The sequence below is a fragment of the Amycolatopsis sp. NBRC 101858 genome (assembly GCF_030269325.1).
Lineage (GTDB): Bacteria > Actinomycetota > Actinomycetes > Mycobacteriales > Pseudonocardiaceae > Amycolatopsis > Amycolatopsis ponsaeliensis.
Map to the genome: position 1 here is coordinate 2,075,666 of NZ_BSTD01000002.1, position 12,936 is coordinate 2,088,601.

16 protein-coding genes are annotated in these 12,936 nt (G+C 71.2%); 8 read left to right on the forward strand and 8 right to left on the reverse strand.

What is annotated here, in order from left to right; genetic code table 11:
- Window positions 1–8: 8 nt before the first annotated feature.
- Together QSK39_RS22635 and QSK39_RS22640 are read right to left on the reverse strand one after the other, a co-directional pair.
- A complete protein-coding gene (locus tag QSK39_RS22635; protein WP_285479768.1) occupies window positions 9–1,337 on the reverse strand; it encodes a purine-cytosine permease family protein in 1,329 nt (442 codons plus the stop codon).
- Between the two features lie 105 nt (window positions 1,338–1,442).
- Window positions 1,443–2,303: an SDR family NAD(P)-dependent oxidoreductase gene (locus QSK39_RS22640; protein WP_285479769.1), complete on the reverse strand. Its 861-nt coding sequence runs from the start codon at window positions 2,301–2,303 to the stop codon at window positions 1,443–1,445.
- A 32-nt stretch (window positions 2,304–2,335) separates the two neighbouring features.
- Between QSK39_RS22640 and QSK39_RS22645 the strand changes: the two genes are divergently transcribed.
- Together QSK39_RS22645 and QSK39_RS22650 are read left to right on the forward strand one after the other, a co-directional pair.
- Window positions 2,336–2,959 (forward strand): TetR/AcrR family transcriptional regulator, encoded by a 624-nt coding sequence (locus tag QSK39_RS22645; RefSeq protein ID WP_285479770.1) that lies wholly within the window; start codon window positions 2,336–2,338, stop codon window positions 2,957–2,959.
- A gap of 21 nt (window positions 2,960–2,980) precedes the next feature.
- Window positions 2,981–3,811 carry an alpha/beta fold hydrolase gene (locus tag QSK39_RS22650; protein ID WP_285479771.1) on the forward strand — a complete coding sequence of 277 codons (831 nt, stop codon included), beginning with the start codon at window positions 2,981–2,983 and terminating at the stop codon, window positions 3,809–3,811.
- Here QSK39_RS22650 and QSK39_RS22655 read toward each other — a convergent pair.
- Window positions 3,798–4,166 (reverse strand): DUF742 domain-containing protein, encoded by a 369-nt coding sequence (locus QSK39_RS22655; protein WP_285479772.1) that lies wholly within the window; start codon window positions 4,164–4,166, stop codon window positions 3,798–3,800. The two genes, QSK39_RS22650 and QSK39_RS22655, sit on opposite strands and share 14 nt — an antisense overlap.
- 102 nt (window positions 4,167–4,268) lie before the next feature.
- Window positions 4,269–5,291, reverse strand: coding sequence for a LacI family DNA-binding transcriptional regulator (locus QSK39_RS22660; RefSeq protein ID WP_285479773.1), 1,023 nt, complete (start codon window positions 5,289–5,291; stop codon window positions 4,269–4,271).
- A gap of 126 nt (window positions 5,292–5,417) precedes the next feature.
- Between QSK39_RS22660 and QSK39_RS22665 the strand changes: the two genes are divergently transcribed.
- Together QSK39_RS22665 and QSK39_RS22670 are read left to right on the forward strand one after the other, a co-directional pair.
- Window positions 5,418–6,704, forward strand: coding sequence for an ABC transporter substrate-binding protein (locus QSK39_RS22665; protein ID WP_285479774.1), 1,287 nt, complete (start codon window positions 5,418–5,420; stop codon window positions 6,702–6,704).
- A 37-nt stretch (window positions 6,705–6,741) separates the two neighbouring features.
- Complete coding sequence (locus QSK39_RS22670) at window positions 6,742–7,287, forward strand: S1 RNA-binding domain-containing protein (protein WP_285479775.1); 546 nt, start codon at window positions 6,742–6,744, stop codon at window positions 7,285–7,287.
- A gap of 11 nt (window positions 7,288–7,298) precedes the next feature.
- On the opposite strand, the gene QSK39_RS22675 is transcribed toward QSK39_RS22670, so the two are convergent.
- Entirely contained in the window at window positions 7,299–8,660 is a 1,362-nt protein-coding gene (locus QSK39_RS22675; RefSeq protein ID WP_285479776.1) for an NAD-dependent succinate-semialdehyde dehydrogenase, read from the reverse strand.
- A gap of 119 nt (window positions 8,661–8,779) precedes the next feature.
- Here QSK39_RS22675 and QSK39_RS22680 point away from each other — a divergent pair, with 119 nt between their 5' ends.
- Both QSK39_RS22680 and QSK39_RS22685 read left to right on the forward strand, forming a co-directional pair.
- Window positions 8,780–9,214 carry a hypothetical protein gene (locus QSK39_RS22680; RefSeq protein ID WP_285479777.1) on the forward strand — a complete coding sequence of 145 codons (435 nt, stop codon included), beginning with the start codon at window positions 8,780–8,782 and terminating at the stop codon, window positions 9,212–9,214.
- Window positions 9,215–9,270: 56 nt separating this feature from the next.
- Window positions 9,271–9,720, forward strand: a complete 450-nt coding sequence (locus QSK39_RS22685; protein ID WP_285479778.1) for a hypothetical protein — start codon at window positions 9,271–9,273, stop codon at window positions 9,718–9,720.
- Here QSK39_RS22685 and QSK39_RS22690 read toward each other — a convergent pair.
- Both QSK39_RS22690 and QSK39_RS22695 read right to left on the reverse strand, forming a co-directional pair.
- Window positions 9,675–10,112: a L,D-transpeptidase gene (locus QSK39_RS22690; RefSeq protein ID WP_285479779.1), complete on the reverse strand. Its 438-nt coding sequence runs from the start codon at window positions 10,110–10,112 to the stop codon at window positions 9,675–9,677. The two genes, QSK39_RS22685 and QSK39_RS22690, sit on opposite strands and share 46 nt — an antisense overlap.
- 69 nt (window positions 10,113–10,181) lie before the next feature.
- Window positions 10,182–11,099: a hypothetical protein gene (locus QSK39_RS22695; protein WP_285479780.1), complete on the reverse strand. Its 918-nt coding sequence runs from the start codon at window positions 11,097–11,099 to the stop codon at window positions 10,182–10,184.
- Between the two features lie 134 nt (window positions 11,100–11,233).
- On the opposite strand from QSK39_RS22695, the gene QSK39_RS22700 reads away from it, so the two are divergent.
- A complete protein-coding gene (locus QSK39_RS22700; RefSeq protein WP_285479781.1) occupies window positions 11,234–11,539 on the forward strand; it encodes a hypothetical protein in 306 nt (101 codons plus the stop codon).
- A 1-nt stretch (window position 11,540) separates the two neighbouring features.
- Here the strand turns inward: QSK39_RS22700 and QSK39_RS22705 are convergent, their stop codons facing one another.
- Window positions 11,541–11,987, reverse strand: coding sequence for a nuclear transport factor 2 family protein (locus QSK39_RS22705; protein ID WP_285479782.1), 447 nt, complete (start codon window positions 11,985–11,987; stop codon window positions 11,541–11,543).
- 86 nt (window positions 11,988–12,073) lie between these two features.
- Between QSK39_RS22705 and QSK39_RS22710 the strand changes: the two genes are divergently transcribed.
- Window positions 12,074–12,934, forward strand: coding sequence for a LysR family transcriptional regulator (locus tag QSK39_RS22710; RefSeq protein WP_285479783.1), 861 nt, complete (start codon window positions 12,074–12,076; stop codon window positions 12,932–12,934).
- Window positions 12,935–12,936: the final 2 nt, after the last annotated feature.

Below are 12,936 nucleotides of genomic sequence, written 5' to 3' on the forward strand. Positions count from 1 at the left end.
GGTTCTCCTTAAGCAGACTGGACGGCGGGAGCGGCCTCGGCGGTCCGGCTGCTGCCGATCCCGCGCACCAGGCCGAGCTTCCCGGCGACGACGTACAGGACGAAGGCCACGACGAGCGAGTTGATGCTCGGCAGGCCCCACTCGACGAACTCGCCGAACAACGCGGCGGCGACCCAGACGACGAGCGTCGCGGGCACCCACACCGGGGCGTCTTCGGGCACCGTGCCGCGGGCGCGGGCGGATTCCAGGTCCCCGCGCCACTTCTTCACGACGAAGTACTCGGCGACCATGATCCCGGCGATCGGCGGGAACGCGACGCCCAGCACGGTCAGGAAGTCCGTGAACTTCGCCAGGATCCCGGCCGCGGCGAGCAGGCTGCCCGCGACGCCGAGCACCGCCGTGACGAGTCCGCGGTGGGCCTTGCGCCCGGACACCGTGCCGATGAAGTTCACGACCCCGAGCCCCGACGAGTACAGGTTCCAGTCGTTGATCTTCATCGTGCCGGCGATGACGATCAGCAGCCCGATCCAGCCGACCGACGACGTCACGATCGTGGTGATGCCGGCGCTGCCGACGGCGTGCGCGAGCAGGACGCCGGACAGGCCGATGACGTACTCGCCGAGGGTGATCCCGACGAGCGTCTGCTTGACGACGTCGGCGGTGGTGCGGTTGAAGCGGGTCATGTCCGGGGTGATGACGGCGCCGACGATGAAGCCGCCGGCCACCAGCGTGGTGCCCTGCAGCAGGCTCAGCGACGGCCCGGGCGGGGCCGAGGAGACGAGCGCGCCGAGGTCGTGGCGGGTCAGCTCGGAGATGACCGACCAGCCGACGAGGATCAGGAACGCCGGCACGGTCAGGTACGCCGTCCAGGCCATGGAGTGGAAGCCGCGCACCACGATCGCGGTGACGAGCAGGCCGAACAGCAGCGCCCAGCCCCACTCCGGCAGGCCGCCGATGAGCGCGACGAGCCCCTGCGCGGACACTGCCGACTGGATACCGAACCAGCCGATGAGGCTGATCCCGATGGCGAGCCCGATGAGCGCCGAGCCGCCGCGGCCGAAGCCGGTCCAGCGGGCGATCATGGACGTGGACAGACCTTCGCGGACGCCGATGACGCCGACGAGGATCGTGATGAGCTCCAGGATGACCGAGCCGAGGGTGAAGGCCAGTACCGCCGGCCAGAAGCCCATCCCGAAGCCGACGGTGGCTCCGAGCAGGAACTGCGACAGGGCGGACACCTGACCGAACCGCTGGACGGCGACCGACCACCACGAGTACCGGGCGTGGTCCGGCACTCTGGTGAGGGCATAGTCATCGACACCGACTGTTGAGGCCACGCCGACCTCCTAATCCGGGAAGGGGAACGGTTCCCCGCACCGTAAGCAGCGGTCCCGGCGACGTCACCGTGCAATGTGCACAACCGCCACCTGACCGCTGTGCATTCAGCCCAGGGGGTCCACTCCGGTCAGCGCGACACTTTCCGCCCAAAGCCGCTCGGCCGCGGCGTCGGTCAGGTTCGCCCAGCGCTCTTCGAGGCGGGGGCGGCCGCGCAGGCCGAACACGCGCGGGCCCCACAGCTGCCCGCCGGTGACGTCCGGGCCGAGCACCGCGCGGACGGCGGGGCGCGCGCCGGCGTCCTTGCCGTGCAGCAACGCGCGGGCGGGCGCGCCGCGCAGCCACTGGCCGCCGGTGCGGACGTGCACCGGCGGGCGTGACGGCGTCAGCGAGTCGAGCGCGCCGCCGGGGTGGGCCACCACGCTCAGCCGCTTCGAACCGGCCTCGCGCAGCCGCCGGTCGAGTTCGACCGCGAAGAGCATCTGGGCCAGCTTGGACCGTTCGTAGGCGCGCTTCGGCTGGTAATCGCGCTCGCTCTGGAGGTCGGCGAAGTCGAGGCTCGCGGACTTCGCCGCGAAGCTGCCGGTGGTGACGATGCGCGCGTCCGGCGCCAGCCGCGGCATCAGCCGGGCGACCAGCGCGAAGTGACCGAGGTGGTTGGTGCCGAACATCAGCTCGTGCCCGGCCGCGGTCTCCCGGCGGGGCGGGTGGTCCAGCATCACGCCGGCGTTGCAGACGACGGCGTCGAGCTCGCCGGGGTCGACCGCTTCGAGCGAGGGCAGGTCGGCGAGGTCGAGCGGGACGTGCGTGATCCGCGCACCGGCGACCTGCGAGCGGATCGCGGCGGCCGCCGTCTCGGCCTTCGCCGGGTCGCGGCTGCCGATCACCACCTCCGCGCCCGCCGAGGCCAGCTGTTCGGCGGCGAAGTAGCCGATCCCGGCGTTGCCCCCGGTCACCAGCACCCGCATGACGGTCCCCTCCCCGTGTCAAGCTGTCCCGCGTGGACAACGCTACCGGGGAACGGGCGGGCTACCGGCGATCGGCGGGGTCGCCCCGCGGCGAAGCCCGGCGACGGGAACTCTTGGCGAAGATCACCGACGACGTCGCCGAGAACGGTCTGGTGGACTTCTCGCTGCGGCGCGCCGCGCGGGCGGCCGGGACGACGCACAAGGTGCTGCTCTACCACTTCGATGGCGCCGAAGACCTGCTCCGCCAGGTGGTCTTTTCCTTGCGGGAACGGCGGATCGGCAACGCGCTGACGGCGGTCGCGGAGTCGCCGGCCACCTTGACCGACCGCGTCCGCGCCGCCTGGGCGAGCCTGCGCGACGAGGAGTCGGAGCTGCGGCGCGTGCTCGACCAGGCGATGGGGCTGGCGATGTACGACCCGGGCCGGTACGCCGCGCTCGGCCGCGGCGCGTCGCAGCAGTACCTGCCGACGCTCATCGCGTTCTGCCCGGAGCAGTGGCCGGTTCAGCGGAAGCACGAGGTCGCGTCGATGATCCTCGCGACCCTGCGCGGCTTCCTCGTCGACCTGCTGACCAGTGACGACGGCTCCGGCGCCGAGGCCGGGTTCGCGGCGTTGCTGCGTGCGGTCGAGCGGGAGGAAGCCCTCGACACTTTGTGAACCGCGTGGTTCACTTCTGGCATGGAGATCGAGCTGGGGGCGGGAACCGTCGAGTACACCGACACGGGCGGGCCGGGTCCGGTCGTCGTCTTCGTCCACGGCCTGCTGATGGACGGCTCGCTGTGGGACGGCCCGGTCGCCGCCCTGGCCGAGCACCGCTGTGTGGTCCCGACCCTGCCGCTGGGCGCGCACCGGCACCCGATGCGGGAGGACGCCGACCTCTCGATGCCCGGGATCGCGGCCTTGCTCGCGGAGTTCCTCGAGTGCCTCGACCTGCGGGACGTCACACTGGCCGGTGTCGACACCGGCGGCGCGCTGGTTCAGCTGCTCATGGCGGACGGCGCCCCACGGGTGAGCCGCGTGGTGCTCGCTTCGTGCGACGCGTTCGACAACTTCCCGCCCGGGCTCACCGGCAAGACGCTGTTCCTGACGGGAAAGCTGTCGCCGGGCCTGTTCGGGCTGTTCATGCAGCAGATGCGGCTGAAAGCGGTGCGGCGGCTGCCGATCGCGTTCGGCCGGCTGACCAAGCGCGGGGACGCCGTCTCGGCTCGCTGGATCCGGCCGTTGCTGAGCCAGGCGGGCGTCCGGCGGGACACGGTCCGCGTCCTGCGCGCGGCGGCCGCGTCGCCGGGGATCCTGGTGGAGGTGGCTTCGCGGCTTTCGGCGTTCGACCGGCCGGTGCTGGTGGTGTGGGCCCGCGAGGACCGCGTGATGCCGCCGGAGCACGGGACCCGGCTGGCCGCGTTGCTGCCCAAGGGAAAGCTCGTCGAGGTGGCCGACAGCTACACGCTGGTCCCGCTGGACCAGCCGGCGGAGTTCGCCCGGCTGGTCCGGGAGTTCACAGCCGGCTGAGGCCGTGGAGGATGCGTTCCATCAGCTCGAGGCTCGGCCGGTTCCCCGAGCTCTTCCGGGCCGTGTGCACCGCGACGATCCCCCGGTCCGCAAGGTCGGACAGCAGCACCCGCGCCACCCCCAGCGGGATCCGCCGCCGCGCCGCGACCTCGGCGACCGACTGCGAAGTCCGCAGCAGTGCGCAGATCTCCGTCTCCTCCGGGGTGCTCCCCCGCACCACCGCCCGCCCGCGCTGGGTGATCGACACCAGCGTCTCGATCGGGAGGTCCCGGGTCGGGCGCGTTCGGCCATGGGTGCGGAAGTACGGGCGGACCATCCCCGCCCCGCCTTCTTCGAGCACGGACCCCCAGTGCACAGCCAGCTCCTCACGGCGATTAATCCTTGTCGGCGATTATTTGACCTAATGATCGAGTAGGCCGCAATCGACCGAACAGAGCAACGCCGGAAAAACAGCAGGTCAGCGCAGGGACGGCGGAGCAGTACTGCCGCGAAGGACTAGTCGGGTCCCGAGAATCGCCGGAGATGTCGCGATTTTTCCACCGGACAATCTCGCCAGCAGGAGGCGGCCGGCCCGCTCGCCGAGCTCCGCGACGGGCTGCGCGACCGTGCTCAGCTCGAGCAGGTCGGCGAGGTCGTGATTGTCGAACCCCAGCACCGAGACGTCCGCCGGCACCCGCAGCCCGGCCCGGCGCAGCGTCCGCAGCGCCCCGAACGCCATTTCGTCCGACGCGGCGAACACCGCGGTCGGCCGGCGGGGCAGGCCGAGGAGGTCGCTCATCGCGCGCTCCCCGCCCGCGACGGTGAAGCCGCCCCCAGCCTCGAAGGCCGGCTCCGGCTCGCGCCCGTCCTCCCGGCACACCGCGTGGTAGACCTCGCGGTAGGCGGCCAGCCGCCGCAGCGGAGTCGTGAACCCGAGCGGGATCGGGGCGTTCTCGCCGATGTACGCGATTTCGCGGTGGCCCAGCTGGACGAGGTGGCGCATCGCGGTCACCGCCGCGCCGTGGTCGTCGATCCCGACGGAGTCGCCCCACGGCTCCTCGGTGCCGATCGTGACGAGCGGGACGTCGAGGCCCAGCAGCTGCTCGCGCTCGGTCTCCGTCAGGGGCAGGGAGAGCACGAGCACCGCGTCGACCCGGCGGCGCAGCGGCAGGCCGGCGAAGAACCGCTCGCGGCCCGGGTCGTCGCCGAGGTTGTAGAGCAGCAGGCTGATGCCGGCGTCGCGCAGCACCCGCTCGACGCCGGAGATGATCCGCGAGAAGTACCAGCGGTCGACGTAGGGCACGATCACGCCGACCGTCCCGGTCCGGCCCGTGGCCAGGCTCGACGCGGCGGGCGAGATGGCGTACCCGAGCTCCGCGGCGGCCGCGAGCACCCGCGTCCGCGTGCCGTCGGCCACGCCGGGCACCCCGCGCAGGGCCCGCGACACGGTGGCCGCCGAGACACCCGCCAGCCGCGCCACGTCGTCGAGCTTGTCCGGCATCCCGTGCCCCATTCGTTGCAAGCGCTTGCAACCGTCTGCGTCTTTACCATTGACACTGCCCTTGATCAAGGATAATCATCAATGCAAGCGCTTGCAATGCGTTGCCTGTCCGGCAAGGAGGCCGCCATGCGCCAGTTCCTCCCCCTCACCGGTGCGACGTTGCTCGCCGCCACCGCGCTCGCCGCGTGCTCGTCGGCCTCCGGCCTGACGATCAACCTGTACATCTCCCCGGAGGACCACCTCCAGACAGTGGTGGACCGGTGCACGCAGGAGGCCGCGGGCCGGTACAAGATCGTCTACAACAAGCTGCCGCGCGGCGCGGACGGCCAGCGCGAGCAGATGGTCCGCCGGCTCGCCGCAGGCGACACCTCGCTGGACGTGCTCGGCCTCGACGTCACGTGGGTGCCGGAGTTCGCCGAAGCGGGCTGGGCCGAGGAGTGGACCGGCGCGAACGCGGCGGCGGCCACGCGGGACGTGCTGCCGGGGCCGCTGGCCACCGCCAAGTGGAACGGAAAGCTCTACGGCGCGACGAAGAACACGAACGTCCAGCTGCTCTGGTACGACGACCGGATCACGCCGTCGCCGCCGAAGACGTTCGACGAGCTCATGACGCAGGCACAGCAGCTGAAGGCCGCCGGGAAGCCGTACCAGGTCGTGTTCACCGGCGCGCAGTACGAAGGGCTGGTCGTCTTCTACAACACGCTGGTCGCTTCCGCGGGCGGCCACATCCTGTCGGACGACGGCAAGTCCGTGGTGATGGACGACGGCGCGGTCCGCGCGCTTTCGCTGTTGAAGACGATCACCACGGCGGGGATCACGGACCCGTCGCTGACGAACCAGAAGGAGGACGACATCCGCCAGGCGTTCCAGCGCGGCCAGGCGGCGACGGAGCTGAACTGGCCGTTCGTGTACGCCTCCTACGCGAAGGAGAAGCCGCAGGACCTGGCGCACTTCAAGTGGACGCGCTACCCATCGGTGGTCGCCGGCCAGCCGAGCCGCGTCACGATCGGCGGGTTCAACCTGGCGGTCTCGACGTATTCGCAGCACAAGCCGGAGGCGTTCGAGGCAGCGCTGTGCCTGCGCAACGCGACTTCGCAGAAGTACCAGGCCCTGGTCGACGGCATCCCCCCGAGCATCGCATCGATCTACAGCGACAACGCACCGTTGGACACCGCGAAGCCGGCGGACCCGAAGGAAAATCCGACAATGGCCGACCAGTACCCGATGAAGGGCGACATCCAGGCGGCCTTGACGGACGCGGCGGTCCGTCCCCTGACCCCGGCGTACCAGAACCTGTCGACGGTGATTTCGAAGGTCCTGTCACCCCCGGCGGAGATCGACGTCCAGGCAACGGCGAAAGAACTGCGCGAGCGGTTGACGGACGCATTGAACTCGCGAGGAATCATCCCGTAGCCCTCCGGCCGCTCGCGCCCCGTGAGAGACTGGGCGTGTGCTGGGCGGTCAAGCCGAACACCCGGAGCTCTGGGCTTTCCTGTCATCGCTGTGCCCCGGCGACCTGCTTTCCGGCACCGTCGCGGCGATCGAACGGTTCGGCGTGTTCGTGGCGCTGGACGACGGTCCCGGCCACCCGGTCTTCCCCGGCGTCGGATTCGTCTCCTATCCCGAGCTGTCTTGGCGGCGTTTCGAAGCCGCCACCGACGTCGTGCGTACTGGCCAACGCGTCTCCGGTGAGTTCCTCCAGTTCGACACGTGGAACCTCGAGGCCCGGCTTTCCTTGCGGGCGACGCAGCCGGATCCTTTCCAGGCCTTCGCCGACATCGCGGCGGCGGGGCAGGAACTGCCCGGCTTCGTCACCAAGCTGACGCCGTTCGGCCTTTTCGTCGAGGTCGCCGACGGAATCGAGGGCCTGGTCGAGCTGTCCGGACTGCCACCCAAAGGCATCCAGGCCGGCAACGCGGTCAGGGTGGTCATCACACAGATCGACCGAGAGCGACGCCGCCTCACCTTGTCCTGGCCCAACCGCGACGGCTTGTAGTGATTCGCTGGTCAGAGGCGGATCGGCTTCTTGTTCATGAATTCCTCGATCCCCAACGGCCCCAATTCCCGCCCGATCCCCGACCGCTTGATCCCTCCAAAGGGCAAATCCGCCTCCGACCCACCCGACTTGTTCAGATAAACCATCCCCGCCTCGATCCGCCGGGCCACCCGCACCGCCCGTTCCCGATCGGTCCCGAACACGCTGGCCCCCAGCCCGAACGGCGTGTCGTTCGCCAGTGCGATCGCCTCTTCCTCGGTCTCCGCGCGGAACACCAGCACCACCGGCCCGAAGATCTCCTCGTGGTACGCCGCCATCTCCGGGGTCACGTCGGTGAGCACCGTCGCCTCCAGGAACGCCCCCGGCCCCGGCACCCGCCGCCCTCCCGCGCGCAAGGTCGCCCCCTCGCGGATCGCCGTCTCGACCTGGGCCGCCACCTCCTCCGCCGCCGCGATCGAGGCCAGCGGCGGGAGCGTCGTCGACGGGTCGGCCGGGTCGCCCGGTACGTAATACTCCGCCACGCGCTTGGCCAGCCGGTCCACGAACTCGTCGTACAACTCGCCGAGCACGATCATCCGCTTGGGCGCGTTGCACGACTGGCCGCAGTTGCGCATCCGGGCGGTCGCGGTGACCTTGACCGTCTCGTCCAGGTCGTCGGTGTCCAGCACGATCAGCGGGTCGGACCCGCCCAGCTCCAGGACGCACTTCTTGAGGTTCCGCCCGGCTTCCGCCGCGACCGAGATCCCCGCCTGCTCGCTGCCGGTCAGCGAGACGCCGACCAGGCGCGGGTCGGCGAGCATCCACGGCACCTGGCGGCTCGACGCGAACACGTTCACGTAGGCGTCCGACGGCACCCCCGCGTCCCGCAGCACGCTCTCGATCGCCGCCGCCGAGCGCGGGCAGATCGACGCGTGCTTGAGCAGGATCGTGTTGCCCAGCACCAGGTTCGGCGCGACGAACCGGGCGACCTGGTACGCCGGGAAGTTCCACGGCATGACACCGAGCAGCGCCCCGATCGGCTCCTTCGTCAGCACGGCCTCGCCGCCGCGGATCGGGATCGGCTCGTCGGCCAGCAGGTCCGGGCCGCGGTCGCCGTAGTACCGGAAGATGTCGACGACGACGCCGACCTCGCCGCGGCCTTCGTTGATCCGCTTGCCCATTTCGAGGGTCATGATCGCGGCCAGCTCGTCGGCGCGTTCGGCGAACAGCTCCGCCGCGCGCAGCACGATCGCGGCCCGCTCGGCGACCGGCCGGGCGCACCAGGCCGCGAACCCGCCGTGGACGCGCTCGATCGCGGCCCGGACCTCCTCGTCGGTCGCGTTGGGGATCTCCTCCACGAGTTCACCGGTGGCGGGGTTGGTGACGGAATACATGGCGGTCTCCTCTGCCCGGGCCGACTGCTGCGCCTACTGCATACTGTATACATCATGGGATCGTCGGTCGACACCCGCGCGGCGGTACCGCGCGCCGCGTGATCGACTATCGTTCTCGCATGACGCTGGAGATCACCGGCGGAACCCCTTTCTCCGCCCTGGCAACGCAAAGCTGGACCCGCTGCTACGCAGGTGGCGCGATCACTTTCGGCTGTCCCGGGCGCACGTACGAACGCGCACCGCGGGTCTGGGGCGGCCGTGGCCTCGGCCTGCCCGAAGACGAGCTGCCGGCCTTCGCCGCCCAGCTCAAGCGCGTCATGAAACACGAGGCGTACTGGCTGGCGCGAGCCGACTGCCCGGACCGCCGGGCAGGTGACGCGGCCCGCTGGTCACCGGGCCGGTACGACGACGAAGACGGCTTCGTCTACTTCGCGGGCCCGTGCACGCACGGCGATCCGTGGCCGGGTTACCGGCCGACGGAAGAGTTCACGCTAACGCTCCCGCACGTCCGGGGCTTGCGGATCCGGGTGGCCGCATACCTGGCGGCCGGGTGACCCGGAATGTCCTGAATGACTCATTCAAGTCATCGGCGACCCGGTTCGGCAGCCCGGTGATCCGCCGAGCCATCCGGGCCGGCGCCATCGCCGCCGTGGTGAGCGGGATACCGTCGACCGCCCACGCGCTCCACACCGGCCACGACCTCCTCGCCGCGACCCGCGCGGCCGGGACGCTGCTCCCCGGCCGGCGCGACCGGCCCGGCGTCGCCGCCGGGCTGATCGCGCACGCCGTCGTCTCGGCCGCCTGGACCGGGGTCCTCGCCGCGACCGCCCGCCGCCACCGCCTCGGACTGCTCCGGGGCGCGGCCGCCGGGCTCGCGATCGCGGCGCTGGACCTGGGCGTAGCCGGCCGGGCCTACCCGGCCGTGCGGGCGCTTCCCCGCGCCCCGCAGGTCCTGGACCACCTGGTCTTCGGCGCCGTCACCGGCGCGCTCCTGGACCGTCCACACGGGACGGATCAGGGCACGACCTGGACGACGTCACCCGGGTGCAGCGAGTTGTAGAACGTCACCGCGGCCGCGTGCGAAAGGTGCACGCACCCGTGCGACTTCACCTTCAGGCTGCCCTGGTGGAACGCCACGCCGGTGTTCGTGAAGAACACCGAGTACGGCATCGGCCCGTTGAACTGCTTGCTGTAGTGGTCGATGTCCTTGTACTGCACGTGGAACGTCCCGACCGGCGTCGGGTACTTCGCGAGCCCCACGGTGATCGGGACCCCGCCGTAGGTGACGTGGCCGGCACCGTCGGTCAGCCACGCCGTATTCGAACTGCGCTGGACACAGGCCTTCGCGGCGGCACTGCACGGCGTCGATGCCGCTTCGGCCGTTCCCGCGAACGCCAAGGTCCCCGCCATCGCGGCAACCCCGCCCAGTAGTGCGATCATCCTCCGGTTCATCGCGCGCCTCCCGTTGTCGTTCGGCTACAGGAGGTAAGGTGCCCAGTTTTGCGATCTTCGAACCGAAGATCACCGAGCGGGTTGCGACAGCTGGAGGAACTCGTTCTGCTCACGGTCGTAGCGCTGGGTCAGGCCGTTGCCGTAGCGGTCCCACCAGTTCGCCGTGTGGCCGCCCTGGCGGGTGGTCGTGTCCCCGTAGATCTGGCGGTCGTACTCGATGCGCGCGTCGTGGAACTCCTGCTGGAACTGCTCGGGCGTGAGGCCCTGCGCGTGCTGGACCGCCGCGTCGCTGATCGAGTTCGAGCTGCGGACGATGTCGTCGCCCGCCATGTGGTTGAGGATCGCGCGGACGCCGCCGGCGCCGCGCATGTGCGCGCCGGACATGACCGCGGCCTGGGCGCCGGCATCGGTGAAGTTGAGCGCGCCCGCGGTGCGTGCGTTCGCGGTCATCAGGTCGGAGACGACGGCGCGCTCTTCCGCGCTGCCGATGCCGTACTGCTCGCGCGCGGCGATGATCCGGTCGTAGCCGTTGTGCATGTTCTGCCGGAAGCCGTAGGCCTCCGGCACGCCGCCCTGCTCTCCCGTGGCGCCTTCGGAGCGCATGATCGAGTCGACGACCCGCGGGTCGAGCTGCGGCGGTGCCGCCGCGGCCGCCGCTCCCCCGCCACCCTGCTGCGCCTGCTGCCCGCCGCCGTACGCTTGCGCGACGTCGGAGTCGGCCGCGTTGTACCCGTTCGCGGCCGTCTGGACGTTCTGGTTGACGTTCGTGATCAGGCTCAGGAACTTCTGCAGCGCGCTCCCCAGCGAAGAGTGCAGCGCCGAGTTCGCGGCGGCGACCCCGCTGCCGATGCCGGCGAACGACATCGCGTCCAGCACCAGGCTCTCCAGGTCGCGGGTGGTCGACAGGAAGGACGACCCGACTTCCTCGACCGCCTTGGCGACCGTCCCCATTTCGGTGGTTTCGGCGCGGTAGGCCCCGGCACTCATGGTCTGCTCCCTCCGGACACCGGCTGTGCGCATCGAGAATTCCCCACCGGACGATCCCGGCACACGGCCGAATTACCCACCCGCCACGGCCGCGGTACCGGCAGGACTGACCACTCCGGCGCTAAAGTCGGGGTATGGACAAGCCCCAGGACGAGCCGGACGTCGTGGACGCCGAGATCGTCGACGAGACGCCGACCGCCGCGCTGGCGATCCCCTCGCCGCCGCTGCCGGACCCGGACTACAGCGAGGGTGGCGTGCCCAGCTTCGACTTCGTCCGCGACAAGATCGAGAACCGCTACACGACGTCGCTGGGCGCCGCCGACGTGGCCGGGCTGGGCACGGAGAACACCGCCGAAGCCCTCGACAAGAAGATCGCCGACCGCGACCAGGCCGCCAAGGACCGGCTGGCCGAGATCCGCCGCTCGATGCGCGGCGAGTAGCTCAGCCGAAGATCGCGACCGGATCGCCGGTGTACCAAGCGTTTTCGATCCGCACGCGGCGCATCACCCAGCGGTCGCCGTCGCGGACCAGCGTGACGTCGTAGCGGTTCTTCAGCAGCGCGTGCTTGCCGTGGTCGTCGCTCAGCAGGTGCTGGGCCTCGACCAGGGCCGTCAGCCGCGCGGTGTCGCCGTCCACCTCGACGCGCGGGTTGGTGACCTGGTGCGTCGTGTCGACGCGGCCCTCGAACAGCGCGAGGATCGTGTCGACGATCGCGTCCCGGCCCGTCATCAGCGGCGGCTCGGCGCCCCAGCGCGCGGCCGCCGGCCGGAAGTCCAGCTCCGCGTCGGCGGCGAACGACGACGCGAACAGCTCACGGTCCTTGAGGTCCTGGCCGAGGCCGAAGCGGTAGAGGGCGTCGACGATCTCGACGCGGTCATCGTGGTTCATGGCTCCAGCCTCACCGCGCCCGCGAAGCCGATCAACGCGCTTCTGTGTGACGATCGTGAAGCAGGGATTGACGGTGGAGGGGCGGGATGGCGGAGACGCGCGAGGTCGAGTCGTTCCTGGCACTGGCCGAGGAGCTGCACTTCGGCCGCACCGCGGAGCGGCTGCGCGTGTCGACCGCCCAGGTCAGCCAGACGATCCGGAAGCTCGAACGGCGGATCGGCGCGCCCCTGTTCACCCGGACCAGCCGCCGCGTCGAGCTGACGCCGGTCGGGCGGCAGCTCCTCGCCGACCTCGGGCCGGCGTGGTCGGCGGTCGGCGCGGCCCTGGACCGGGCGGTCGAGGCCGGCCGCGGGGTCACCGGCACGCTGCGCGTCGCGTTCGGCGACGCCGCGGGCGGGCAGCTGCTGGCCGGGGTGGCCGAGCTGTTCCGGCAGCGCGCGCCGGGCTGCGCGGTCGAGTTCCGCGAGGTGCGCCCGGCCGAGGTCCTGCCGTGGCTGCGCGAGGGCGAGGTGGACGTCGTGCTCGCCGGGCTCCCGCTCGACGGACCCGATCTGGTCACGAGCCCGGTGCTGGTGCGGGAGACGCGGTTCCTCGCCGTGGCGGCGGGCCATCCGTTCGCGCGGCGCGACGCGGTGCCGGTCGCGGACCTGGCGCGCGTCACGGTGCTGCGCTGCGCGCTGCCGGACCCGTGGCTGGACGAGCACGCGCCCGGCGCGACGGTGCGGCCGCGTGCCGGGCTCCAGGAACTGCTGACGCTGGCCGGCGCCGGTGAAGGCGTGCTGCCGGTCGGCGCCCACATCCGGCGGTACTACCCGCGGCCCGACGTCGCGTACGTCCCGCTCGACGGCGCGCCCCGGCTCGAGTGGGCCCTCGTCTGGCGGTCCGCGACGGCCCGGATGCGCGCCTTCGCCGAGGCGGCGGCCGACCTGGTCCGCGAACCGGCCTGACA